This is a genomic window from Paenarthrobacter sp. RAF54_2, assembly GCF_052113945.1.
GTDB lineage: Bacteria > Actinomycetota > Actinomycetes > Actinomycetales > Micrococcaceae > Arthrobacter.
The window spans coordinates 142,967-161,696 of record NZ_JBFRDV010000009.1 but is presented as its reverse complement, the minus strand read 5'-3'; the positions used below and the strand labels follow the sequence as shown (position 1 = coordinate 161,696).

15 protein-coding genes are annotated in these 18,730 nt (G+C 62.1%); 7 read left to right on the top strand and 8 right to left on the bottom strand.

Annotation, left to right across the window (positions count from 1 at the left end):
- Window positions 1-142: 142 nt before the first annotated feature.
- The 5 genes from AB4Y87_RS11695 to AB4Y87_RS11675 all read left to right on the top strand — a co-directional run bounded on the left by AB4Y87_RS11695 (window position 143) and on the right by AB4Y87_RS11675 (window position 7,144).
- The gene (locus AB4Y87_RS11695) at window positions 143-1,270 is read left to right on the top strand and encodes an FG-GAP repeat domain-containing protein (protein ID WP_442004504.1); all 1,128 of its coding nucleotides are present in this window, start codon (window positions 143-145) and stop codon (window positions 1,268-1,270) included.
- Between the two features lie 50 nt (window positions 1,271-1,320).
- On the top strand, window positions 1,321-2,466 hold the full coding sequence (locus AB4Y87_RS11690; protein WP_442004503.1) for an FG-GAP repeat domain-containing protein: 1,146 nt from the start codon (window positions 1,321-1,323) through the stop codon (window positions 2,464-2,466).
- A 171-nt stretch (window positions 2,467-2,637) separates the two neighbouring features.
- Entirely contained in the window at window positions 2,638-4,359 is a 1,722-nt protein-coding gene (locus AB4Y87_RS11685; RefSeq protein ID WP_442004502.1) for an FG-GAP-like repeat-containing protein, read from the top strand.
- A 142-nt stretch (window positions 4,360-4,501) separates the two neighbouring features.
- A complete protein-coding gene (locus AB4Y87_RS11680) occupies window positions 4,502-5,785 on the top strand; it encodes an FG-GAP repeat domain-containing protein (protein WP_442004501.1) in 1,284 nt (427 codons plus the stop codon).
- 267 nt (window positions 5,786-6,052) lie between these two features.
- Complete coding sequence (locus tag AB4Y87_RS11675) at window positions 6,053-7,144, top strand: FG-GAP-like repeat-containing protein (protein ID WP_442004500.1); 1,092 nt, start codon at window positions 6,053-6,055, stop codon at window positions 7,142-7,144.
- Here AB4Y87_RS11675 and AB4Y87_RS11670 read toward each other — a convergent pair.
- Window positions 7,141-8,445 carry an MFS transporter gene (locus AB4Y87_RS11670; protein WP_442004499.1) on the bottom strand — a complete coding sequence of 435 codons (1,305 nt, stop codon included), beginning with the start codon at window positions 8,443-8,445 and terminating at the stop codon, window positions 7,141-7,143. The genes AB4Y87_RS11675 and AB4Y87_RS11670 overlap by 4 nt on opposite strands.
- 158 nt (window positions 8,446-8,603) lie before the next feature.
- Between AB4Y87_RS11670 and rraA the strand changes: the two genes are divergently transcribed.
- Both rraA and AB4Y87_RS11660 read left to right on the top strand, forming a co-directional pair.
- Window positions 8,604-9,077, top strand: coding sequence for a ribonuclease E activity regulator RraA (gene rraA / locus AB4Y87_RS11665; RefSeq protein ID WP_442004498.1), 474 nt, complete (start codon window positions 8,604-8,606; stop codon window positions 9,075-9,077).
- 133 nt (window positions 9,078-9,210) lie between these two features.
- Entirely contained in the window at window positions 9,211-10,863 is a 1,653-nt protein-coding gene (locus AB4Y87_RS11660) for an MDR family MFS transporter (protein WP_442004497.1), read from the top strand.
- Window positions 10,864-10,966: 103 nt separating this feature from the next.
- Here AB4Y87_RS11660 and AB4Y87_RS11655 read toward each other — a convergent pair whose 3' ends face one another.
- The 7 genes from AB4Y87_RS11655 to AB4Y87_RS11625 form a co-directional block, all read right to left on the bottom strand.
- Window positions 10,967-12,421 carry an aromatic amino acid ammonia-lyase gene (locus AB4Y87_RS11655; RefSeq protein ID WP_442004496.1) on the bottom strand — a complete coding sequence of 485 codons (1,455 nt, stop codon included), beginning with the start codon at window positions 12,419-12,421 and terminating at the stop codon, window positions 10,967-10,969.
- Window positions 12,422-12,516: 95 nt separating this feature from the next.
- Window positions 12,517-14,313, bottom strand: a complete 1,797-nt coding sequence (locus AB4Y87_RS11650; protein WP_442004495.1) for a urocanate hydratase — start codon at window positions 14,311-14,313, stop codon at window positions 12,517-12,519.
- A gap of 51 nt (window positions 14,314-14,364) precedes the next feature.
- Complete coding sequence (locus tag AB4Y87_RS11645; protein ID WP_442004494.1) at window positions 14,365-15,279, bottom strand: glycine betaine ABC transporter substrate-binding protein; 915 nt, start codon at window positions 15,277-15,279, stop codon at window positions 14,365-14,367.
- Between the two features lie 97 nt (window positions 15,280-15,376).
- Window positions 15,377-16,129 (bottom strand): ABC transporter permease, encoded by a 753-nt coding sequence (locus tag AB4Y87_RS11640; protein ID WP_442004493.1) that lies wholly within the window; start codon window positions 16,127-16,129, stop codon window positions 15,377-15,379.
- Window positions 16,090-16,740 carry an ABC transporter permease gene (locus AB4Y87_RS11635; RefSeq protein WP_442004492.1) on the bottom strand — a complete coding sequence of 217 codons (651 nt, stop codon included), beginning with the start codon at window positions 16,738-16,740 and terminating at the stop codon, window positions 16,090-16,092. The genes AB4Y87_RS11640 and AB4Y87_RS11635 overlap by 40 nt, the downstream gene beginning before the upstream one ends.
- Window positions 16,737-17,843: an ATP-binding cassette domain-containing protein gene (locus tag AB4Y87_RS11630; protein ID WP_442004491.1), complete on the bottom strand. Its 1,107-nt coding sequence runs from the start codon at window positions 17,841-17,843 to the stop codon at window positions 16,737-16,739. The genes AB4Y87_RS11635 and AB4Y87_RS11630 overlap by 4 nt, the downstream gene beginning before the upstream one ends.
- On the bottom strand, window positions 17,840-18,571 hold the full coding sequence (locus AB4Y87_RS11625) for an IclR family transcriptional regulator (protein ID WP_442004523.1): 732 nt from the start codon (window positions 18,569-18,571) through the stop codon (window positions 17,840-17,842). The genes AB4Y87_RS11630 and AB4Y87_RS11625 overlap by 4 nt, the downstream gene beginning before the upstream one ends.
- Window positions 18,572-18,730 lie beyond the last annotated feature (159 nt).

Below are 18,730 nucleotides of genomic sequence, written 5' to 3'. Positions count from 1 at the left end.
TCCCGGGAAACGGCGGGCGGCGCACATACACTGCTGGAAGATTACGGACAACCAACTGAGACGCAGATGAGCTCGTTCTGGGCCCTCAAAACGGCATCAACTGCGACTCAGTTGGGTTGGCACGCATGGGAGGAAAACAACTATGGGGAATTTTCGACGTCGGATGGCAGCAGCGCTGCTGACCGCCGCTGTGGCGGCGGTGGCACTGAGCCCCCTGCCGGCGTCGGGTGCGTCCAGCAACGGACCGGACCCCGTAGTCATCGGCGATGCGTTTGTTGGCAAGACGCTAACAACCGAAATCGGCCCGTATACCTTCTATGGCTGCGGCGGCGGCAAGGGCCCGGACTTCACCGTCTACTGGACAAGGGACGGCTTCCTCGTGGCGGGCGAAACCGGGCGCAGCTACCTCCTGCAGCAGGATGACACCGGCGCGCGGATGGCCGTGCACCTGACCGCCAGCAAAACCGCCTGCGGAGGCGAAACCCTCCACAGCGACGAGACCGGACCCGTCGCCGCACCCAACCGGGCCAACGGATTCACGGGCCGCAGCTTCGAACTCCTGACGCGTGGAAGCGACGGCTCGTTGATGCTGTACGGGAGGACGGGCGCAGCATGGGATGCCGCCCGCACCGTGGGCTGGGGGTGGAACGTCTTCAACCTCGTCCTCTCCCCTGGCGACTTCGACGGTGATGGCAAGGGCGACGTGATCGCACGGGATGCTGCAGGCACTCTTTATCTCTACGCCGGCGACGGAACCGGTGGTTGGAAGCCGGCCCAGACCATCGGCAAGGGCTGGAACATTTTCGACTCAATCGTCAGTCCCGGTGACTTCAACGGGGATGGCAACAACGACATCCTGGCCAGGGAACCTGGCGGCGCCCTCTATTTGTACCCCGGCAATGGTTCCGGAGGCTGGCTGGCGAGGACCGCCGTCGGGCAGGGCTGGCAGGTGATGGACACCCTGCTGACGCCTGGCGATTTTAACGGCGACGGCAAGGTGGACGTGTTGGCGCGCGACCGCAGTGGCTACCTGTATTTCTACGGCGGCAATGGGGCGGGTGGCTGGACCAGGTCATGGCTGGTGGGCGTCGGCTGGAACGTCCTCAAAGCCGCTGGCGCTGCTGGTGACTTCGACAAGGATGGCTTCCCGGACGTTTACGGCGTGGACCAGCAGGGCCGCTTGGTGATCTATTACAGCGATGGCCGGACGGGATGGCGCACATCCCAGGTGGTGGGCAACGGCTGGGGCGGCTTCACAGCAATCTTCTAGCTGAGTCCCAGCCGCGGTAAGATTAGCCGCATAAGTCTGGGGAGGACACAATGAACGCTCTATCATGCCGTGCATCAGGCGTGCGCCGAGCGGTAGCCGGGATTGCGGCCGCGCTTATTGCCGCCGTCGCTTTCGCCCCGGCACCTGCCATGGCAACCATGGACCCCGCAGATCCCGTGGTTCACGGTGCGCCGTTTGTTGGCTCCACGCTCAGCGTGGAGATCGATCCTGCTTCCTACCGGGGCTGCGGCCAGGCCGCTGGCCCCGACTACCACATCTACTGGACCCGTGACGGCGAGCACGCTGACGACCACACGGAGTGGTGGAACTACAGGCTCACCGAAGAGGACCGCGGCAAGACCATCGCCGCTTACGTCGCCTCGAACTATCCTTGTGACCCCATGGAAGTTGGCAGCGCCGAGACTGTAGAGATCTCCGCCTCCAACCGGGCCAACGGCTTCACCGGGCGTGGCACGTTCGAATTGCTTGCCCGCCGCACAGACGGCACCCTCATGCTGTATCCCCGCGTTGGCGGGGCCTGGGAATCCGCCCGAACCGTTGGTCCGGGCTGGAATGGTTTTGGGACCGTCCTCTCCCCTGGCGACTTCAACGGGGACGGGAACAACGACATCCTCGCCAAGGACTCGGCAGGGAACCTCTTCCTCTACGCAGGAACCGGAGATGGCGGGTTCTTCGCAGGCCGCCAAATAGGCGCAGGATGGAATAGCTTCAACTCGATAGTCTCCCCTGGCGACTTCAATGGGGACGGCAACAACGACATCCTCGCCCGCGACTCCAGCGGCTTGCTCTACCTCTATCCCGGAAACGGCGACGGCGGCTGGCTCACCCGGTCCGTCGTCGGCAGCGGCTGGAACGTGGTCAACAAGATCATCACGCCCGGCGACTTTGACGGCGACCACAACGTGGACATCCTGGCTCGCGACACCTCAGGTGCCCTGCGCCTGTACAAGGGCAACGGAGCTGGCGGCTGGGCAGGCATGGCCGTGATTGGGCAGGGTTGGAACGGCATGGCGGCCATTGGCGCCGCCGGCGACATCGACGGTAACGGCAATGTAGACGTCTATGCAGTGGATGGATCCGGCCAGCTGCTGGCCTACTACGGCGACGGCGACGGCGGCTGGAACGGCGCCCAAACCATCGGCTGGGGCTGGGGCGGTTTTAACGCCTTGTTCTAGGGATTGGGGGATACCATGACGACTTTTTCTTCCGTGCGGGCGGCGGCTTTTGTGCGTTCAGCTTTTGTGCATTCAGTACGGACGGGTTTTCACATCCTTCTAGCCATCCTCCTGTGCTCTGCGCTAGCAATTGCAGTCTCGCCTCCCAGCGCTACGGCTGCGGGACCAAACGTGCCTCTTCCCACGGTGGTCACCCGTACTTCGCCGGCCACGGTGGGTTCCGGGAGTGTTATCTCTTTGTCCTTCACCCTGAGCGGTCCCGCGAAGGAAGTGGGTTTCACCTACGTCAATGAGGACACCCTGGAGCAGGCCACCCTCTACGGACCTACCAGCCAGCTGTCCGGGCCCTACAGCGCGCAAGCCAAAGTGCCCGTGGACGGGAGCGCCTTCCAGCGAACCGGGCGCTACAAACTCGTCAGCGTCAACATCATGCTCCCCTTGGGCCAGGGGGTTGTCCGCTACGGCCGCGACGGCAACATCCTCTTCCTCTCGCAGGGGCTGGAAGCACCAACCCAGCGGCCGGGGGCCTTGGACGGCGTCGACTTCGCCGTCAACAATCCCAACTTCCCGCTGGTGGACAATCCAAATATCAAGCCGCCAACCATCACAGGAGTGGCGCGCTACGACCAAGTGCTGACCACGGACAACGGCTCTTGGACCCAAACGCCCACCGGCTTCGCCTACCAGTGGCTGCGCAATGGCCAGCCGATCCCTGGAGCCACGCTCAACACTTACCGCATTGCAGAAGCAGACCTGGACCAGACGCTGTCAGTACGGGTCACGGCCACGCGGGCAGGCTACCGGGCTGTGTCGGCATCCTCGCTCCCACTGACTCCCACGTCACCCATCACAGCAACCGCTCCTGCACTCCAAGGCAAGCTGATCGTGGGCGAGAAGCTCACGGGCGTCTTCAACGAAGGCAGTGTTTCCAGTGGGACAGTCGGCGGGCCCGTAAGCGTCAGGTACGAATGGGTGCGCAACGGTACGGTGATCAGCGGTGCGACGACGAAGACTTACACGCTACAGGCAGCGGATCGTGGCGCCGTCGTTGGTTTCCGGGCAGTAGTCCAAGCGGGCAATCCTGTGACGGCCACGCGTCCGTTTACGGTCTTCGGCCGCACCGTGGTTCGGAACAAACCGCACACGGCAGGTTTCGACGCCGGGGCCTCCATGGACCTGTTCGCGCGGAATGCTGCGGCGAACCTGCTCCTGTACCCCACTGACGGCGCTGGCCACTGGCAAACTCCCCGGACTATCGGCTTTGGTTGGGGCGTGTTCGATATCGTCTTCAACGCGGGCGACTTTGACGGAGACGGTTTCAATGACGTCATCGCCAGGGACCACGACGGGGCCCTGTTCCTGTACCCCGGCAATGGGGCTGGCGGCTGGCTTCCGCGCAAGCAGATCGGCTGGGGCTGGGACGTCTTCGATTCGATCATCGCCGCAGGCGACTTCTCGGGCGATGGCAACAACGATGTCCTCGCCCGCACGCCGCTAGGCGCCTTGGTGCTCTACCCAGGCAACGGGACGGGCGGCTTCAAAGCCCCCGGCGCCGTGGGCCAAGGGTGGGACGCCCTCAGCCAGGTCTTCTCGCCCGGCGACTTCGACGGCGACGGCAACCCCGATGCCCTGGGCCGCGACAGCGCCGGAAACCTGCGGCTCTACGGCGGCAACGGCAACGGCGGATGGACGACTGCCCGCTCCATAGGCACAGGCTGGAACGTCATGTCCCGCATTGGTGGAGCTGGCGACTTCAACGGCGACGGCTTCAACGATGTCTGGGCAATCGACGCCGCAGGCCAACTGAACATGTACTACGGCAGCGGCATCGGAGGATGGAAAGGCGCCGGCGTTGTTGGCTGGGGCTGGGGCGGGTTCACGGCGGTTTTCTAAGCCGATATTGGTTGCGTTTTCGGCTTGACTTGTCTTTTGCTTGTATTTTTGCCAGCAAATTCCCAGACTGTCGGTGTCTCCATGTACTCTCAAGTCACTTACACGCGCCGGCCATCTGCGACCGGCCTGATTTGGGGGAACCATGGGGAGCACTCCTCTGCGCCGCGTGCGCAGCTGGCTGGCCGCATTTATGGGCAGCGTTATTTTGGTCGGCGGGCTGGGTTTTGCACCAGCAGCCCACGCCGATGACACCTTCGCACCGGTACCTGTAGCGGTCTCCACGACGCCAGACGCGATCAGCGCTGGAGGGCAGGCAACATCACACGTTACCTTCCAGGCATCCGGTCCGATTACCGACGTGTACGTCCTGTTCCGGAATACAGCAACGGGTAAACTCCACACGACGATGACGCAGGGCTCGTACAGCTCCGCGGATTCGACGTACTCGTTCGACGTCTTCTTTGCACAGGGGACCCCGCCGGGGACCTACCTTGCCCAGTACATGCAGATTCAGACCGCAGCTGGTCAAGAAGTCGGTTACTGGCGCGACGGTTCCTTGATCCACAACCCCGGCAACCTCCCCACCTCCGGAACTGCGGCTGTGGCATTGGACGCCCTGGACTTCAACTATGTGACTCCCGTAGACATCGATCGTCCCCACACGTCCGGCTTCTACCGCGCCGAGTATTGGGACTCGTACACGATGAGCCTCTACGTCCGGGACTCCTGGGGCCGCCTCGGCTTGTTCCCCACCGGTGGAAATGGCACGTGGCAGCAGGCATATGAAGTCGGCTCGGGATGGAACATCTTCAACACGATGTTCGCTGCCGGCGACTTCAACAACGATGGCGAGAATGACGTCATCGCCCGTGACAGCGCAGGCTCGCTCTTCCTCTACCCGGCCGGCTGGCACGGTGGTTGGTACCCGAGACAACAGATCGGTTGGGGTTGGGGAATCTTCAGCACCATCTTCGCGGCAGGCGACTTTAGTGGAGACGGCAACAACGACCTCCTTGCCCGCAAGTCTTCCGGTGAGCTCGTGCTGTACCCGGGTAACGGCCAGGGCGGCTTCCTGGCTGCTTCTACCATCGGCTGGGGATGGGGCGGCATGACTTCCGTGTTCTCCCCTGGTGATTTCGACGGCGACCACAAGCCTGATGTGCTGGCCCGCGACGGCGCCGGAAACCTTGTCTTCTACGGTGGAAATGGCCATGGCGGCTGGACCACGAGCCGTGTGATCGGCCAGGGCTGGAACGCCATCACAAAGCTCGGCGGCGCCGGCGACTTCGACGGCGATGGCGCCAACGACGTCTGGGGCATCGACACCTCTGGTCAGATGCGCATGTACTACGGCAACGGCTCAGGTGGGTGGAAGGGCTCCGCTGTAGTTGGTTGGGGCTGGGGCGGCTTCAACGCTGTCTTCTAGGGCTCTATCTCGTTGGAAGGGGCCCCGACCGGATTGATTGGGCGGGGTCCCTGCTTTAGCACTGCATGACCCTTACTACCGCCGGTTGGATCTCACCCAACCCATCTCTTGGAGGATTTCTTGGAGCCCTGTACTCCTTCGCCCAACGTCGCGCCACGGCTGCGCCGTTTACTGTCAATTCTGACCGCGTCGCTGGTGGCCGGTCTTCTTGTGGCCCCGGCCCTGCCTGCACATGGTTCCATACCGGCAGTTGGAGTGCCTTCCCGCTTGGTATATATCAACGGCACACCCCAACTGGGCGGCGATCCAACAGTCGGCGGTTTGCTGAAGGTGGACATTTCGCAGACGTTTGCCCATGTTTCACCTGAGGGAGGGGCTCCATCCGTTTCTTACTCCTGGACCAGGGATGGAGTGGTGATTCCTGGCGCAAGCGGCCTAACGTATCGCGCAACATCAGCTGACTTGGGACGCGTAATAGCTGCGAACGTTACTATCCTCTACGACGCCGACTCACAACTCACGGTCCAAGCGGCCAACCCGTTGCGGGTTGCAGCGGCGGCGCGCGCCCGCGGATTCAATGGCGACGGCACACTTGATATCTTCGCCCGTGACTCCTCCGGCCGTTTGTTGCTCTACCCCACGGACGGGCACGGCAATTGGCAGGCAACCCAAGTGATCGGTCGGGGTTGGAACAACTTCGACCTGTTGGTCTCTCCCGGTGATTTCGACGGCGACGGCACAGTCGACGTGATAGCCCGGGACCCCCAGGGACGTCTCTTCCTCTACCAAGGAAATGGTTCTGGAGGGTGGAAGAAGGCCTTCCAGATCGGCCAGGGATGGCAGGGATTCAAGGACCTTGTGGCGCCCGGCGACTTCAACGGTGACGGTACAAACGACATCCTGGCAAAGGACAACGCGGGCAATCTGTTCCTCTATCCAGGGAACGGCCGGGGTGGATGGCTCTCCCCATACAAGATCGGGCCGGGGTGGGAAAGCTACTATGTCGTCGGTGCCGGACATTTCCTTGGCACTTCGGACCTTGTTGTTCTCACCCGCCCTTTCTGGGGAAACCTGGAAGTGCGAACCACGCGCCGAAACGGGTGGTTCGAAGAATATGGCCTGCCTGGCGGTTTTGCTGGCTCCATCGGCTGGGGCTGGGAATCAGTGGCACGCATCGGCGTAGCCGGTGATTTCAACGGGGACGGAGACTCCGATGTCTACGGAATCGACAGTGCCGGCCGCCTGACAATGTATCTGGGCGATACCTCGGGCATACGCCACTCCGGCATCTACGGCTATCGGTGGAAGGGTTCACCCGTCGTCGGTTGGGGCTGGGGTAGCTTCACCGCCGTCTTCTAGACAACGCTCTTAATCTTCACCACGAACACGGCGCCCAGCAATCCGATGACTGCGGCGGCTACATACAGCGAGACGTAGCCGCCCCAGTACGTGACAAACGGGAAAGCAATCAGCGGGGCAACCACCTGCGGCAGCGAGTTCGCCACATTGATCACACCCAGGTCCCTGCCACGGTCCAGCGCCGTTGGCAGGACCTGAGTGATCAGTGCGAAATCCACGGCCAGATAGGCGCCAAAACCGATGCCCAGGACAATGGCGCCCGTAATGGCGCCGGCCCACGTCGGTGCAAACCCGAGGATCAATGACGCTATAGCGATGATCACGGACGACGCGATCACCAAAGGCTTCCGCTTGCCCATCCGGTCGCTCAAAGTTCCGCCGATCACGCTGGTGATAATCACCATGACCGCATACAGACCGGTCAGGATAAGCACTCCGAATGCAGGTTCGATGCCCTCGGTTTCCTTCACGTGCACGGCATCGCTGAGGAAGAACAGCAGATAGAGCGTGACCATGTGGTTGCCAATATTCACCAGCAAGCGCGTGAGCCATGCCCAGGCGAAATCCGGGTAGCGTTTCGGGGAGACCCAGAAGCCTTGGAAAAAACGCACAAGACTGAACGGTGGACGCGCCTGGGCTGGAAGCGGCTGGTCGTCATTCTTGAACAGATAAAGCACGACGCCGGCCAGCAGCGCTGCCGCACATACCAGGTAGCCTGCGGCAAAGTTTCCAGCCACGACGGCGGCAATCACCGCGCCTGCCAGGACGCCAACTGTTTGTCCCATGGCTGCCAAACCTCCGACAGTGCCGCGTTGGGGCACTGGAACGCGGTCTGGAATCGCGGCCGTGATGGCAGCGTAAGCGCCGTTGCATCCAGCCTGCACGAAGCACCACAGCACCGTCATGACGGCCACGTTCGGCGCTCCCGCCAGTCCTACGAGTGCCACTGCCCCTAGGATCGCTCCCACGAGGACCCACGGAACGCGACGTCCGAAACGGGACACAGTCCTGTCACTGAAAGCGCCGAACAAGGGGTTGGCCACCAAGGAGACCGCCGCGCCGCAGCCCGTAACCAGAGCGAGGATCGCTTCCTTTTGGTCTTCGTCAAAGTGGACCGCCTGCTGCCCGAGGAGAACCTGGATGGGGCCGAAGAATGCCGCATTGATGCCCACGTTGATGAGCACGACGCCAGTAATCCATAGGGCGCGGACCCGGTCCACTGGTTCGGCGAGAGCTGTGGCCGTGCCGCCCCGGACTACGGCGGGGTCCGGCACAGGACCGGGAAGGTCGGACAGGCTCATGGCAGGTTCCCCCTAGATTGAACGTCTGGATTCAGATTAGCGCGGGTGAAGGGCATGGAACCGAAGTTCACCTCAGTTATCCACATAGCCCACGACGTGCCGTGCCTCTCACGTGGCGCACGCGTTAGTGTGGCCTCAAACGTATGGAGGAGAAGGACATGAGCGAGCAGATTAATACGGCTGATCTCTATGACGATCGGGGCGAGGAATTGGAATCAGTTGCAGTCCAATTCCAGAACCTGGGCGGTCACACCCACTTCAGCGGACAGGTACGTACCATCAGGTGCTTCGAGGACAACGCCCTGGTGAAGACAGTCCTTGGGACGCCCGGCGAAGGAGCCGTTCTGGTGGTTGATGGCCAAGGATCATTGAGGACTGCCCTCATGGGAGACATGATCGCTGAAAGTGCTGTGGCCAATGGCTGGGCTGGCGTGATTATTAACGGAGCCGTCCGGGATCGAGAAGCCCTTGCGGGCCTGCCGCTGGGCATCAAGGCGCTGGGCAGCAACCCGAAGAAGAGCGCCAAGACGGGTGTAGGCGAGGTTGATGTCCAGTTGGTGATTGACCGCGTGAGGATCCAACCCGGTGTAATGATCTACAGCGATCCGGATGGCATTCTCGTGGAGCGCTGACCCCGGGGACTGGCCGACTTACGAAGGTTGTTCAAGAAACATTCTTCTTCCGGGAATCAAACAGGCATTAGGATAGTTACTGAAAGCAACTATCCTGCTTAAAATCCACTTTTCTGCCACCTCTGGAGAAGATATGTCCAAATCTGCGCCCGTCCGGGCCGCCGGCGAGGTCCTGACGCATCGTCAGACGCTCACCGTCATGGTGGGACTCATGCTCGGCATGTTCCTGTCCTCACTGGACCAGACCATTGTGTCGACGTCCATCTACACCATCGCCAACGACCTCGACGGCTTGTCACTCCAAGCATGGGCCACTACCGCGTACCTCATCACTTCTACTGTGAGTACGCCGCTCTACGGCAAGCTCAGCGACATCTTCGGACGCCGTCCGCTCTACCTGGCAGCCATCCTGATCTTCCTGGCCGGATCCCTCTATGCCGGGTCTGTCCATTCCATGACGGAGCTTGCGATCGCCCGTGGCGTGCAGGGCCTTGGCGCAGGTGGCCTTTTGGCGCTGGCACTGACCATCATCGGCGACATCGTTGCTTTGAAGGACCGGGCCAAGTACCAGGGCTACTTCATGTCCGTATTCGGTATCTCCTCCGTCCTTGGCCCCGTCATCGGCGGCGCCTTCGCGGGAACATCGACCATCCTGGGCTTCGACGGCTGGCGCTGGGTATTCTTCATCAACCTTCCCATTGGCCTGGCCGCACTCACCGTGGTCTTCATGTTCCTTCACCTCCCTGCACGGCACGTGAAACAAAAGATCGACTATTGGGGCGCGGCAGCCATCACCCTGGCTATCGTTCCGCTTCTTCTTGTCGCAGAGCAGGGCCGGTCCTGGGGCTGGGCATCGGGTTCATCCTGGATCTGCTACGGCCTTGGCGTCGTTGGCATCGTGGCCTTCTTGTTCGCCGAAATGCGGGCCGGGGACTACGCGCTGATCCCCTTGCGTCTGTTTAAGAACGCAACCTTTGGTTTGTCATCCCTGCTGAACTTCATCATCGGCATCGGCATGTTTGGCGCCATCGCCATGCTGCCCATGTACTTGCAGCTGGTGAAGGGCCTCACCCCCACCGAAGCCGGGCTCATGATGATCACGTTCACCGTGGGCATCCTGTTCGGTTCGATCAGCGCCGGGCGCACCATCTCGTCGTCGGGCGTTTACCGGATCTTCCCCATCCTGGGTACGGCAATCCTGACTGGAGCCGCACTCGTCATGGGCCTGGTGCTGGGGGTCGACACGGGTCTCTGGGTTCCCGGACTCATTGCCGTGTTCTTCGGCGTTGGCTTGGGCTTCTGCATGCAGCCGCTGACACTCGCCATGCAGGTATCGGTGCCGCCGAAGGACATGGGCGTCGGAACCTCCACGGCGGCATTCTTCCGTTCCATGGGTGGAGCTGTGGGCACGGCCGTGTTCATCTCCATGCTGTTCAGCCTGGCCGCGGACAAGATCGCCGATGGCATGAAGACCGCTGCTTCCAGCCCGGACTACCAAGCGGTCATGAAGGATCCGGCCGTGGCGGCAGATCCCGCGAATGCGAAGCTCTTCGATTTCTTCAAGAATGGCGCAAACAACGATTCCCTGAACGACACCAGCTGGCTTCACGCAGCCAACAGCACACTCACCCGGCCCATCACCGAGGGCTTCGCACAGTCAATTGACACTGTGATGCTCACGGCAGCTGGCCTGATGCTCGTCGCCTTCCTCATCAGCTTCGCGTTGCCTAACAAGAAGCTCATGGACCCGAAGGCAGCAGCCAAGGAATCCGTCCCCGCCCACTAGACGCTACCGCTCCAAAACAATAACGGCAGGCAGTCCTCGGACCGCCTGCCGTTATTGCTTTGGCCATTGTTATTCGAAGTCGGTGTCGTTCCGAGCCTGTGGATCAGTACGAGTCGCGGATAAGGCGCTGGGCCTGCTCAAGGTCATGCCGCAAGTCGCGGTCCTGAACGTCGGATGGCAAGGTGAAGCCAGCCTCCATCATGGCTCGGAGCCTGCGGCTACTGAATTCCTCCGGACGCCTGCCTTGCGCGCGAAGCGCCCGTGACGCACAAACAAGCTCGACGCCGACTACCGTGGCCAGCGCGTGCGCTGTGGACTCCAGCTGTGCAGCACCCAGAGTTGCGAAGCTTGCATCTTCCTCGGCGCCCAAGGAGAGGTTCACGGTTTGCAGGCTTACTGGCTGGGCGTTGGCGCGAATACGGCCTACCGCTGCAGCGGCGACGTATTCCAACATCATGACACCGGACTGGCCCGCATCATTGCCTGCCAGGAATCGGTGGAGACCAGTGAAAGTGGGATCGCTAAGACGGGTGATCCGGCCAAGTGTCGTGGTACACGCTGCGCCAACGGCCAACTGCAGGGCGTCGATGCGCCGGGCCAGTGTGGACATATGGAACAGGCCATGGTGTGCGACACCATTAGTGCCCTCTTCCACTGAGCCAAAGACCATGGGGTTCTCATGGCCCGCTACAGCCAAGCGCTCCAGAGTAATCCTCAGCGACTCGAGTTCCTCCATGACCGCCCCCAGAGAGTGCGGCAACATGCGCAGACAGTACGGATCTTGAATCCTTGCGGGCTTGCCGGATCCAGCCACCAATTCCTGCAGGGTTGCAGCGACATCAGCCATGGCGCCCGACTCAGTGGCCTTTGCGACTTCGGGGCTGAACGCTTCCGGATTTCCGGACATGGCCGTGAACGACATAGCACTGATGGTGGTCAGGTTCTCCATCATCGTGAGCAGCTTCTGGTGCGCAAGGATGGCTTGCCCGATGGTGAGGGCACTGGAACTGATGAAGGGAAGCGCGTCTTCTGTGGGCCAGGAATCCAACGCCGTTGGCACGCGCGTGCCATCGATCGTGGGACGCTCACCCAGGAGAGTTAGCGCCGTTCCGGCCAGAGCAGGAAGGTCTGCTGTGCCAATACCGCCGAATTCCCGCACTTGCGGCAGGGTATCTGCGTTCAGCATCTGCACGACGGCCTCGGCAAGGGCCGGGTTAATCCCGGAAGCCCCGGCCGCCAGCTGGGATGCTCTGACCACGAGCATGGCCCTCACCGTTTCGCGGTCGAGGGCATGTCCGGCATCCACGGCATGGCTACGAAGCAAGTTGAGTCCGTGCTCGTCGGCAGATGCGCCTGATGTATCCAGGGTCACGGAGCGGTTAGCCCCAACACCTGTGGAGCGCCCATAAACCGGCCGTACCTGTGCCGTTGCCCGGGCCGAGCGTTGCGAGGCACCCATGCGTTCAATCGCCGACTGAGCCAGGATCACCTTCTCGCCGCCAACTGCAATTGCCACGATCTCGGCAAGTCCAAGCCGTCGTCCGTCGATCTCGATCATGATGATCCTTTCTGCATCCCCAACCAGGTAGCAGTTGATGCCGTTTTCAGCCCTCAAAACGGCATCTGCTGCTACCTAGTTGGGTTTGGGTGGGGCTACTTTTCTGTTGCTTGCGATTCTGGGGCCACGCGAGCAGGGTTCCCTGACCGAGCTTGCGAGGTGAGGGGGCTCGTGGGGAGCATGGGGATGCGGACGCCGCGTTCGTTGGCGACTTCGACGGCGCGGTCGTAGCCGGCGTCGACGTGGCGGATGACGCCCATGCCGGGGTCGTTGGTCAGGAGCCGTTCGAGCTTCTCCGCGGCGAGGTCGGTTCCGTCGGCGACGGAAACCTGCCCGGCGTGCAGGGACCGGCCGATACCGACGCCGCCGCCGTGGTGGATCGAGACCCAGGTAGCGCCGGAGGAGGTGTTCAGCAAGGCGTTCAGCAACGGCCAGTCAGCAATCGCGTCCGAGCCGTCGGCCATGGCCTCAGTCTCCCGGTACGGGGACGCAACCGAGCCGGAGTCAAGGTGGTCACGACCGATCACGATCGGGGCCTTGACCTTGCCCTCCTTCACCAGCTGGTTGAACAACAGGCCGGCCTTGGCGCGTTCGCCGTACCCGAGCCAGCAAATACGCGCCGGCAGCCCTTCGAATTCCACACGGTCCGCCGCGGCGTCCAGCCACTTGTGCAGGTGCGTGTTCTCCGGGAAGAGCTCCTTGATCGCTGCATCGGTCACGGCGATGTCTTCCGGGTCCCCGGACAGGGCAACCCAGCGGAACGGGCCCAGGCCCTCGCAGAACAACGGACGGATATACGCCGGAACGAAACCGGGGAACTCAAACGCCCGGTCGTAGCCGCCCTTGCGTGCCTCATCACGGATCGAGTTGCCGTAATCGAAGACCTCAGCCCCGGCGTCCTGGAATTCCACCATCGCCTGGACCTGACGGGCCATGGAGGCCTGGGCCTTCTTGGTGAAGCCTTCCGGATCCGCAGCAGCCTCGGTGTGCCACTCCGCCACGGTAATGCCCTCCGGCAGATAGCTCAAGGGGTCGTGCGCGGAGGTCTGGTCGGTGACCACATCAAAGGTCACTTCCCCGGCCTTGTGGCGGGCCAGCAGTTCCGGGAAGACTTCCGCGGCGTTGCCCACATAGCCCACGGACCAGCCACGGCGCTCGTCCTTGGCGGCCTGGACCTTCGCGATCGCGGCATCCAGATCCGTTTCGACCTCGTCCAGGTACCGCTTGCCCGCACGGCGGCGCAGGCGGGTCTCGTCCACGTCCACGATCAGGCAGGCGCCGTCGTTCAGGGTTACAGCCAGCGGCTGGGCACCGCCCATGCCACCACAGCCACCGGTCAACGTCAGCGTCCCAGCGAGGGGGCCTTCAGTGGAACCAGCAGCGGCGGGGGCCGGGTGGCGTCCCTCCGCAGCGAGCTTATTCCCGACGGCGGCGAACGTCTCGTACGTGCCCTGCAGGATGCCCTGCGTGCCGATGTAAATCCAGGACCCGGCCGTCATCTGCCCATACATCATCAGGCCCTCGGCCTCCAAGCGACGGAACTCCGGCCACGTCGCCCAGTCCCCCACCAGGTTCGAGTTCGCCAACAGGACGCGCGGAGCCCACTCATGGGTGCGGAACACACCCACCGGCTTGCCCGACTGCACCAGCAGCGTCTCGTCCTTCTCCATCGTCTCCAGGGTCCGGGTGATCGCATCAAACGCAGCCCAGGACCGCACAGCACGGCCCGTGCCACCGTAAACCACCAAATCATCAGGACGCTCAGCGACCTCAGGATCCAGGTTGTTCATCAACATACGCAACGGCGCCTCAGTCTGCCACGACTTGGCAGTAAGCTCAGTACCCCGCGCGGCCTTAACCGGACGGGCACCAGTAGTGAAATCGGCAGTCATTCTTTACTCCTAAAAATCCTGCAAGACAGCGCAACCACGGGGGCGGCGTGTTTAGCCCAGGTTCTTGCTCTTGAGCCATTCCTTGGCAATCTGTCCCATATCCTCAAATTTGGCAGTCCTGCCGTTCATCTCAATAAGGTCCTCGGTGGATAATGCCGCCGAAACCTTGTCAAGCACACTCTTGACGGTGTCTGAGGACTTCTTCTCGTTAATGATGGGAAAGACGTTCTGGGCCACGAAGAGGTTCTTCGGGTCCTCGAGGGTGACCAGATGATTCTCAGCTATTGCCGGGTCCGTGCTGAAGAGATCAGCTGCCTGGACCTGACCGGAAAGGAGCGCGTTTAGCGTGAGTGGACCACCGGCGTCGAGCGCTGAGAAGTCCTGGAAGTCCAATCCATAGACCGATTTCAGCCCCGCCACACCGTTCACACGAGTCTTCCACTCCGGTGGGCCGCCCAGGACGAGCTCCTTGGCTACAGGTTGCAGATCCTCGATGGTCTTCAGATTGTACTTGTCAGCAGTTTCCTTCTTCACTGCCAGGACGTCGTTGTCCTGTGCTTTGGACGCCGTCAACTGGGTCAGTCCCGACGGTATTTTGGTGCCCAGCTCCTTGATGACGTCGTCAGGTGAGGAGGCCTTGGTGGTGGGATCCAGGTATTGCAGAAGTGATCCGCTGTATTCCGGCATCAGGTCAATGGAACCGTCCTTCAGAGCCGGCACAGTCACTTCGCGGCTGCCAATGCTGGGCTTTTCGGTGACATTGACGCCCTTGGCTTTGAGGGCCTCGGCGTAGATCTTGGCGATCAACTGGCTTTCGGGGAAGTCAGCCGAACCGACAATGATGCTGTCGCCGGAGCCTCCTGCTGCCGCAGTGTTGGATGCGCTCATGGGGTCCCCGCCGCCGCAGGCACTCAAGGTGATGGCCGCAACGGCGGCTAAGGTGAAACCGGTCAAGTACTTCTTCATATCAACTCTCCTGAAATGGCGCTTACAAGGCATGCAGCAGCCAGGTGGGGGTGGGTGGAGGTGAAACTTGTGCGCCGGAAGCAGCGCCGGGTGTTGGTTAGACCGTGACGGGGGTCTTCACGGGTTCGGCTACTGGAACCGACTTGATGGTTCGCCGTGTCAGTCCGGGTGAGACAACGCGACGGGTGATGAAAGCGAGAAGCTGGTCGAAGAACAGGGCCAGCAAAGCTACGAGGACAGCGCCGGCGACCATTTGGCTGTAGTCATTTTGGGCCTTGCCGTCGATCAGGAGACGGCCCAGGCCGCCAAGCGAAATGTACGCTGCGATGGTCGCCGTCGAGATAATCTGCAGCAGGGCGCTGCGGACACCGGACAAAACCAGCGGAAGCGAGCACGGCAGCTGGACATCCGTGAGGATCTTCATGGTGCGGAAGCCCATGCCCTTTGCGGCGTCGACGGCGGCAGCATCCACTGCGCGAACGCCGGCGTAGGTGTTGGTCAGGATAGGCGGCACCGCAAGGAGTACCAGCACGATGAGGCTTGGCAGGATGTAGCCCATCCTCGATGGGAACGCTGGTGAAATAAGCAGGACCAGCAGGATCAGCAGGCCAACGCTCGGCAGGGCACGCAGCGCGTTCGCCAGGCCGGCGATCATGAACACGCCCTTGCCGGTTACGCCGATGTAGATGCCCAGTGGTATGGCGATAACGGCAGCGATGGCCAGGGCGATCAGGGAGTACAGGAGGTGCTCGCCGATCAAGGTCGGGATGCCGTCTGCGCCGCTCCAGTGCTTGGGGTCGAACAAGTAGTTCACGATGCCACCACCTTGGGGGTCCACGGTGTCAGCCACCGGTTGAGAAGGATGATCAGCCCGTCCAGGATCATGGCCAGAACCACGCAGAGCACGATGCCGGCGATGATCGGCGTGAAGAAGCGGAGCTGGAAGCCCTGCGTGAACAGGGAGCCAAGCTGCGGGATACCCAACAGCGCGGCAACGGAGACCAGGCTGACGTTGGACACAGCGGCTACGCGAAGGCCTGCGGAGATGACGGGAACGCCCACCGGCAGCTCAACCTTCAACAGGCTCTGGTAACCGCGGTATCCCATGGCCTTGGCAGCTTGGATGGTGTCTTCAGGGACGGAATCCAGGGCATCTGCGACGACTCGCACCAGGAGCGCCACCGTGTAGATGGTCAGCGCGGCCACGATGTTCAGCGGGTCCAGGATCTTGGTGCCGAGGACGAGTGGCAGGAGCACGAAGAGTGCCAGGGAGGGAACGGTGTAGAGGAGCCCTGCGATGCCCACCAGCAGCGGATAGATCCGACGACTCCGGTGCGCCCACCAGCCCAGCGGCAAGGCGATCAGCAGACCAAGGACCAAGGGGATGACGGCCAGCAGGACGTGCCAGCCGAGCAGGAAAACGATGTTGTCGAACTGGCGGCCCAGCCACTCAAAGTTCATCGGGCCGTCTCCAGGTGTGGTTCAGCTTCGATGGCCTTGACGACGTCGGTGGCCGTCACGGTTCCGATCAGCTCGCCGTGCTCGTTGACGACGACACCGCGGCGGCTGGGCGAGGACAGTGCGGCGTCCAGCAATTGGCGCATCGTTCCCGAGGCAGCTGCCGGGATACCGCTGAGGTTCAGGTTTTCACGCTTGAGCTCACCGTTCAGGAGCTCCGGCTGGGCCCATCCGAGAGGCTTCCGACCGCCGTCGACTACCAATACCCAAGCACCCGACGCCTTGGCGCGGGCCTCTTCTCCGGAAGCACCGAGCTGGACCACAGCTTCTTCACCGATAGCCACACTGCCTGCGGTCTTCGTGAAGCCGAGGGAGCGATAACCGCGGTCACGGCCCACGAAGTCAGCCACGAACTCATCGGCCGGCGAGGTGAGAAGCTCCGACGGCGTTGCCATCTGGGCGAGCTTGCCGCCGACGCGCATCACGGCCACCTGGTCGCCGAGCTTGAGGGCTTCGTCGATGTCGTGGGTGACCATGATGATGGTCTTGCCGATCTCACGCTGGAGGCGGAGGAACTCCTCCTGGAGCTGCCCGCGCACCACAGGATCCACGGCACTGAAAGGCTCGTCCATCAGCATGAACGCCGGGTCAGATGCCAGTGCACGGGCTACGCCCACGCGCTGCTGCTGGCCACCGGAAAGCTGCCAGGGGTAACGCTTGGCGAAGCTCGCGGGCAAACCCACGCGCTCCATGAGTTCCAGGGCCTTGGTGCGCGCCTTCTGGCGGCTCTCGCCCAGGAGGACGGGCATGGTGGAGACGTTGTCCACGATGGTCTTGTGCGGGAAGAGCCCTGCGTGCTGGATGACGTAGCCAATCCGGCGGCGGAGCAACGCTGCGTCCATGCCGGACGTGGGCTGGTCATCCAGGTAGATGGTGCCGCTGGTGGGTTCAATGAGGCGGTTGATCATCCTCAGCGAGGTGGTCTTGCCGCAGCCGGACGGGCCCACCAGGATGGTCAGCTTTCCGGTCGGGGCCTCCAGGTTGAGGCCATCGACGGCGACAGTACCGTCAGGGTACGCCTTGGTGACATTTTCAAATTTGATCATTTCTCTTCCATGCTTTCCTGGGGCACTTCATGGTTTCCGTCGGGTTCCACGAGGATGTTGTCCGCTACCTTCACCAGTTCCTCGCCAAATGTCTTGGCCTTCGCCTCGTCCAAGCGGTAACTGGGAACGACGATGCTGAGGGCTGCCACGGTTCGGCCACCGATCACGATGGGCGCGGCAACCGCAGTGATGTCGTCTTCAACGCCGCTCCGCACGATGGCGTAACCGCGGCCATTCTGTCCGCCAGTGAGGACTTTGCCAGCGGCGGACCCTTCCAAGGGAATGCTCCTGCCGACCCAACTGGTGTGCCGGACAGAGCGGGTACCTTCGACGATGGCAATGTAGATCCCGGTTTCCCCAGGACCGGGAATGCTCAAATAGCAGGACTCGCCGGTTTCCGCGACGAGCCGCTTCATGTGCGGTGTGCAGAGCGACACCAGGGATTCCTGTCCCAAGGCGAGGGCTCCCAGCTGGATGACACTGGCTCCCGGACGAAAATTACCGCCCGGATCGCGTGTCACAAAGCCGCTGCCTTCCAGGGTGCGAAGGAGGCGGAGCGCGGTGCTGGCAGAAAGGTCAACCACCCGCGCCGCGTCACTCAGGCTGATGGAGCCATCAGTGCAGACTGCGCTAAGGAGAGCCAACGCCCTTTCGACTGTGCGGGTGGAGGAATCTGCTGCCACTGCCTGACCTGCTTTCAAGTGGTCTAAATCACCATGTCTTGCCACTAAGTAAAAATCAATTTTCATCGAATGGCAAGGGTTCGCTGCAGATTACTTGACATTCCGGGATTTGAGACGTGGCTTGCTCCTTTAAGGCACTCGCATGTTTCGGGCCTGTTAATAGTTGCGCGAGCCCTTGCCATGTGGTGGCATCTGGTTTTTACT